Source organism: Microbacterium paulum (assembly GCF_015707995.1).
Lineage (GTDB): Bacteria > Actinomycetota > Actinomycetes > Actinomycetales > Microbacteriaceae > Microbacterium > Microbacterium paulum.
Genome location: NZ_JAAGRY010000100.1, coordinates 1 through 6,064, shown reverse-complemented (window position 1 = coordinate 6,064; position 6,064 = coordinate 1). Strand labels below are relative to the sequence as shown.

7 protein-coding genes are annotated in these 6,064 nt (G+C 64.2%); 1 reads left to right on the top strand and 6 read right to left on the bottom strand.

Going from position 1 to position 6,064, the window contains the following annotated elements:
• Both G3N18_RS16365 and G3N18_RS15315 read right to left on the bottom strand, forming a co-directional pair.
• A partial coding sequence (locus G3N18_RS16365; RefSeq protein WP_206693322.1) for a hypothetical protein occupies positions 1-215 on the bottom strand: 215 nt, incomplete at its 3' end.
• A 91-nt stretch (positions 216-306) separates the two neighbouring features.
• Positions 307-963, bottom strand: coding sequence for a response regulator (locus G3N18_RS15315; RefSeq protein WP_196385121.1), 657 nt, complete (start codon positions 961-963; stop codon positions 307-309).
• Positions 964-1,280: 317 nt separating this feature from the next.
• Here G3N18_RS15315 and G3N18_RS15310 point away from each other — a divergent pair, with 317 nt between their 5' ends.
• On the top strand, positions 1,281-2,450 hold the full coding sequence (locus tag G3N18_RS15310; protein WP_196385120.1) for a sensor histidine kinase: 1,170 nt from the start codon (positions 1,281-1,283) through the stop codon (positions 2,448-2,450).
• Positions 2,451-2,524: 74 nt separating this feature from the next.
• On the opposite strand, the gene G3N18_RS15305 is transcribed toward G3N18_RS15310, so the two are convergent.
• The 4 genes from G3N18_RS15305 to G3N18_RS15290 all read right to left on the bottom strand — a co-directional run bounded on the left by G3N18_RS15305 (position 2,525) and on the right by G3N18_RS15290 (position 5,960).
• Positions 2,525-3,187, bottom strand: coding sequence for an ABC transporter ATP-binding protein (locus G3N18_RS15305; RefSeq protein WP_196385119.1), 663 nt, complete (start codon positions 3,185-3,187; stop codon positions 2,525-2,527).
• 8 nt (positions 3,188-3,195) lie between these two features.
• Positions 3,196-5,355 carry a hypothetical protein gene (locus tag G3N18_RS15300; RefSeq protein ID WP_196385118.1) on the bottom strand — a complete coding sequence of 720 codons (2,160 nt, stop codon included), beginning with the start codon at positions 5,353-5,355 and terminating at the stop codon, positions 3,196-3,198.
• Between the two features lie 87 nt (positions 5,356-5,442).
• The gene (locus tag G3N18_RS15295) at positions 5,443-5,739 is read right to left on the bottom strand and encodes a hypothetical protein (protein ID WP_196385117.1); all 297 of its coding nucleotides are present in this window, start codon (positions 5,737-5,739) and stop codon (positions 5,443-5,445) included.
• Between the two features lie 74 nt (positions 5,740-5,813).
• Positions 5,814-5,960: a hypothetical protein gene (locus tag G3N18_RS15290; protein WP_196385116.1), complete on the bottom strand. Its 147-nt coding sequence runs from the start codon at positions 5,958-5,960 to the stop codon at positions 5,814-5,816.
• Between the last annotated feature and the right edge of the window lie 104 nt (positions 5,961-6,064).

Here is a 6,064-nt window from a genome sequence, read left to right as displayed (position 1 = left end):
ATGCCGGCGTGCGCGTCGGACGTGACCAGGGCAACCCCGAGCGGGTCGGCGTCGGTGGCGACCTTCAGGCCGCGGTCGCGGAGGCTGCGGAGGAACTCGGTCCAGAAGTCGTATCCACGGGCGGCGACCGACCGTCCGCTCCGCCGTGTGCGAAGGACGTCCGCTTGCGGGACATCGTCGCAGACGGTAGGACGCTGGGCTGATTCCGGGGTCACGAGGCGGTAACGACATGGCAGGAAAGCTACGACCGGGCGGAGACATCGCGATCGGGGCTTGATCCGCTGCTGCGAAGACAGCAGCTCGGACTCACCCGAGGTGGATCATCCCGATCTCGGCAGCGCGGATGAGGATCTGTGTACGATCTCGAACACTCCACTTGCGCGCGACGCTCCCTAGGTGCGACTTCACGGTCGCCTCGGAGATGTTGATCGCGCGGGCGATCTCTGCGTTCGACATCCCCCGGGCAAGATATGCGACAGCTTCGGCCTCACGGGGCGTCAGAACTTCAGGACCCAACGCCTCCGGTTGTGGACGTGAAGACCGGCGAAGCGACGAGACGAGGAGGCTCGCAACACGAGGCTCGAGTACGGTGGTGCCGGTCACAACCCCTCTGATCGCCTGCAAGAGTTCCGCGCGCGTAGCGCCTTTCAGCAGGTACCCGGACGCGCCCGCCCGCAATGGCGGCACGATAGCGTCCAAAGCGGCGAAAGCCGTCATGACAAGAACCCTCGCCGACGGCCAGCGTCGGGTGATCTCGGCAGTGGCTTGGACGCCGTTCACACCTGGCATCTGCAGGTCCATCAGCACCACATCGACCGCATCGAGCTGCATCGCACAGATCGCGGCGCCCCCGTCCTCGGCCTCCCCGATGACGGTGAAGGAAGGCGGATGATGGATGAGCGTTCGCAGCCCGATGCGCATCACCGGGTCGTCATCGACGATGAGAACCCGGACACCCGTCATAGCTGGATTTTACGAGAGTCCGGGTACACGGCGTTCCTACCTAGACGAAAGTAGGAGTCTCGTTTCCCCGTACGGCCCTTGAGTGAAAGCGTCATGTCGTCGGAATCGAGAAACGTCGTGAAGAGAAAGACGACGTGAAGAGGGGAATCGATACATGCTCGGATTCATTCTGCTACGGGTCGCCCACACGGTGCAGGTCCTCGATCCCTGGTGGTGCCAGATCGTGCGCACGTGCGGGTAAGTGGAAGGTGGCCGGGCCGCCGGCCCGGCCACACACCAAGTTGACAGATCAATCCGTCGTCGGGTCTGCTGGAGCGATGTCACTCAAGGCAGCGCGCAGGCGGAGGCACCAACGTCCGCCCACGTCGTGGCGGACGCAGACCCCGCTGTCCGCACCGGAGTGGTGGGTTGTTTTCGCGCTGGCTGGCATTGGGGTGATCGCCGGCCCGATCTTGGACCTGACACAGCCGGCCCCCGACTCGCTCTCGGCCGTGATCGATGCCGTGTTCTGCGTCGCTTTCGTTGTCGCGGCCCGATGGCCCTGGGCGGGTCTGCTGGTGTACGCGGTCGCGCTGGCGGTGTCTTTCCCGTACCACGAGCAAGCGGTCGTCCTGTCAGCGATCGCGCTCTCCGCGTGCGTCATCGTTCGCGTGGGCAGCATCCGTACCATCGCCGGGCTCGTCGCGCTCATCGCGGGAGGTGTGGCAACCGTCGCGGCCACCGCGCAGTCGACATACGGCCTGAATGTTCTCGTCGGGGTCCCGTTCGTCGCGTTGATCAGCAGCGTCATCGGCGCGAGCCTCCGAATCGCTCTCGGACGGGCGCGGACGCTGACCGCAGAACTGCAGCGCCGGATCCAGACGGAACAGGAGATTCGCGCCGAGGAACGACAGCTCATCAGCGACGAGCTCCATGATGACATCGCGCACGATCTCACCGTGATCTCGACCTACATCAGCGTGCTCGAACAGGACCAGGAGGAGGGAATCGACCCGGCGACCCGAGCCCTTGCGATGTCCGTGCTCGGCGACACCACCCGCAAAGTCCTCGACGACATCCGCCTCATCATGCAGCAGGGAACCGCGATCGACGAGCAGCCCATGCGTGCTCTGACGGCCGCTTTCGACGACGCCCGTCGCGAACTGGCGACCGCGAACCTCCGTGTCGAGGTCGAAGGCGATCCGGGGGACGAACGGGTGGGTCGCTTGGTGTCGGCCACCCTCTCACGGACCCTCCGGGAGGCCGTGACCAACGTCCTCAAACACCATGGGCAGAGCCCGATCCGCATCGGTCTGTCCGTCGTCGACGACATCGTCTGCTTCGACGTAACCAATACCCTTCCGGACGTGCAGACGCCGACCGAGCCGGGTTTCGGCACCATCCGGATCTCCGAGCGCATCACGCGCCTCGGGGGCAGTTGCGTCATCGGGCCGGACGGCGATTCCTGGGTAGTCTCGATACGGATCCCCCGCCACAGCCAGCTGTGAGCACGCCAGCGCTCAGGGCGCCAGCAGCAGGCTGGCTCCAGGCGCTCTCCAGGAAACGAGTGGGCGCTCCGCGGCTACTGGGCCGTTCTCGCTGAAGGCAGGGTGAAGACGCGGTCGCATCGCGCCGCCACCCGGTGATCGTGCGTCACCACGACGAGCGACTTGCCATACTCTTTCTGCAGGGCAAGCATCTCCGTCACCGCGACATCGGCCAAGGCGTCGTCGAGAGCGCCGGTGGGCTCATCGGCGAGGATCAGCTCTCCCGGCTTGAGCAGGCATCGCGCGAGCGCGGCGCGCTGCCTCTCACCCCCGGAAAGGGTCATGACCTTGTCGTACACCACGTCGTCCAACCCGAGTCGTGCGAGCAGCTCGATGATCTGCTTCTTCTTCGCCGGCTTGCTCCGTTTCACGCTGTGCATCCCGATCAGGACGTTCTGCAGCGCGGTCGCAGAGTTGATGAGCGCAAACGACTGGAAGAGGTAGTTGATCCGGTCCCGACGCAACGCGCTGGCCGCATGGCTGTTGATGCGCGGCAGCCGCTTCCCTCCGACAAGGATGGCGCCCGAGGTTGGGCTCTCCAGCAGCCCGACGATGTTCAGCAGCGTCGACTTCCCCGAGCCGGAAGGTCCCACGATCGCCACGGATTCTCCCTGTGACACCTCCAGGTTCACCTGATCGAGGATGGTGCGGGAACCGTACGCTTTGGTGAGGTTCTCGACAGTGAGCAGAGCAGTCAAGACGACTCCTATTCTTTGAGCGCGGAGCTCAGTTGCAGGCGCGAGTACCGCCGGATGAGGAACGTGACGAGCGCGAGCTGGATCGCGAGCAGGATGATGCTGCCCAGGATCGCGCTCTTGGATTGCAGCAGGCTCGCCACGACCACGGCGACCGTACCTGTCACGGTGATCACGACGAGTGCCGGCGCGAAGAGCCGGATCAGCGGGTAGCCGAGCATGCGTTTCACCACGAGTGACTCTCGGTAGGTGTTCGAGAAGAGCCGCAGAAGGGCAACGAGCGCCACAGCTACGAGGAGGAACAGGAAGACGATCACGCCACCGAACAGTTGCAGAGTGCCTTGGATGGTCTTGGTGAGGCCCGCGGTGAACTCGCTGACCGGAAGGAATTCGACCTTGTTGTCGTCGAGATGGTACGTGGCGAGATACTGATTGCTGGTGTACTCGTGCGCCGCTGCCGTGCTCAGCTTGATGTAGCTGTTCTCCAGTCCCACCGCATACAGGCTCTCGCTTTCAAAGGGGATCATGTTCGCGGGGGTGCTGATGAGGATCACCGGATCGGCGACGGTCTGCGGCTGGGACGGTTCCGTCGTCCATGAGAACAGCGGAGTCTTCGGGGCGTAGTCCTCGAACACGACCGTCTCATGGTCGAAGTACGTGGTGCGGATCGACGGCGCGTATTTCGGGTGGCTGTCTTCTGTCAGCCATCCCTGCATCGAGGTCTTCGCCGTGCCTGTCCAGGTATCGGGCAGGAGGAAGACCCGTTCGCCCCGCTCGGCACGGGCCAGAGCTTCTGGGCTGATGTGGAATCCTTGTGCGGCGAGGGAGCTGGGCGAGGCGGCGATGTACCAGAACGGCTGCTCTGGCACGGACTTGTACACCCCGGACCACTGGTCCAGTGTCTGCTGGCCGTAGTACGCGGTGTGGGTGAGGCTGACGCCGGGCTTGTCCGCGATCGAGCTGTACCAGTCGTAGAAGTCCTTCGCCAGCTGGGTGGACTGCCCGCCGATGCTGGCGTCGTCGTTTCCGGGGCTCAGCTGATAGAGGATCTGCTGGTTCTCCACGGCCGACCAGGTGCGGCTGACGTCCGCGAGCTTGCCGGCCTCCTTGATGGGACCATCGATGTAGACGAGCATGAACGCGAACCCGGCGATTGCAGCTACGTAGAGACCGCCGAGTGTCCACAGTAGAACCCTCTTTGAATAGCGTCCGAGGATCGCGTTGACCGGCTTGGTCGAGGTGATCACGAAGACCGCGACGGCGACACATGCCAGCACGGGTACTGCCCCCGCGACGGCGCAACTCCATGCCGCCGCCAAGAGGGTCGCGTTGAGCTGATAGCCCTGCGCCAGCCCAACGGTGAGAAGCATCGACAGTACTGCCGCCCCCACCGCGGTCAGAAGCACGGGTCGGAACATCCTGATCGCGAAACCCCATGTGGACCGTCCGAGCAGCAGGTGCACGCCAAGGACGGGAAACGAGCGCAGAGCCTCAACCACGAGAACGAGGAGAAGCAGTATCACCGCTGCGATCACGCAGCCGAGCAAGATCACGGGGAGCAGTCCACTGTCGGTGGCCTGCCCATGCAGCGGGGCAAGCATGCTCTGCGCCGACTGGCCTGTGACAGCGGCGAGCGAGGTCAGTAACTCGTTCGCCTGGGCAGCGTCTGCGCCGACGACACGATACGTGCCGTTGATCGTTCCCGAGGTGTCGATCAGGTGCGACAGATGCACGACGGAAAGCCGAGGGGCGAACGCGAGCTCGGGGATCGTGGCGATCGCGTCCCTCGCGTTCGCATCCAAGCCCACGGACTTCGAGGGATCGCTCGTGAGGAGCTTCGAGATCGTCATGGCGTCGAACAATGGGGTGCCGAGGAATCGCAGATCCAGCGCGGCGGGCGGCGTGCGAGGGTTCGCAAGCACTCCGACCCGTAGAGCGCTCAGGCCTCCATCGACCTTGGACGTCTGATGGTCGACTCGGACGACCGCCCGTCCATCTGCATCGGCGAATCGGCCGAGTGCGGACAGGACGCCGGCTGAATGGTCTTCGGAAACGCCGTACAGGTAGATCGCCGTCGAGTTTGCCGGAAATCGGTCGACTTCCTGCTGCAGCCCGACACCCTGGTTCAACACGAACAACACGCTCGCCGTCGCCCCGATCAGGACGACCAAGACCGAACTAACGAGTCTTGACCAGAAGGACATGAGCATCACCGTGGCTCCTTCTCTGAGGGTGACAGAATGCCACCCCGATGTTCGTCAGCCGCGCGCGTTCCAGTAGGCGGTGGCCTGACCCGTCCCGACGAACTCGATGGCGTGGGCAGCCGTACCCGGCTTCTCCCATCCAGAGAACGTCGTGTTTGCGGTGGTGCTGTGGTCGTAGACGCCCGACTGGACGGTCGACTCGCTGTAGACCCCCCAGCTGCGCCCGTGGTCGAAGCTGAGCGCGGAGCCTTTGTAGTACACCGTCTCGGCCTGTGCGACGGCGGCCGTTCCCCCCACGAGGGCGCCGGCCAGCAGTACGGCCGAGATGCCCTTCTTGATGATTGCGTTCATTTCACTACTTCCTTTCATGTTGTCCACGGTGACGCTCATGCGCAGGTCAGAATTCCAATGCTGAGCAGAGCCGGTCAACGCCGACTGCGACCTTTGGTGGAGGGCGGCCCCATCAGCCCCAGTGTCAGCGTCCGCCTCGTATCGAACAGCTCCCGGCTGAGTGTGTTCTGCTGCCAGATCACTGCCAGGACGCGCAGCAGCAACAGCTGCAGAACGGTCAAGTCCCGTGGCGTGGTGTCATTCCGTTGTTCCCTGTGGGTGGGTGGTGGTCAGGCGGTGAGGTAGAGCTCGGGGCGGGCGGGTTCTGTGTGTTCGTGCAGGGTGT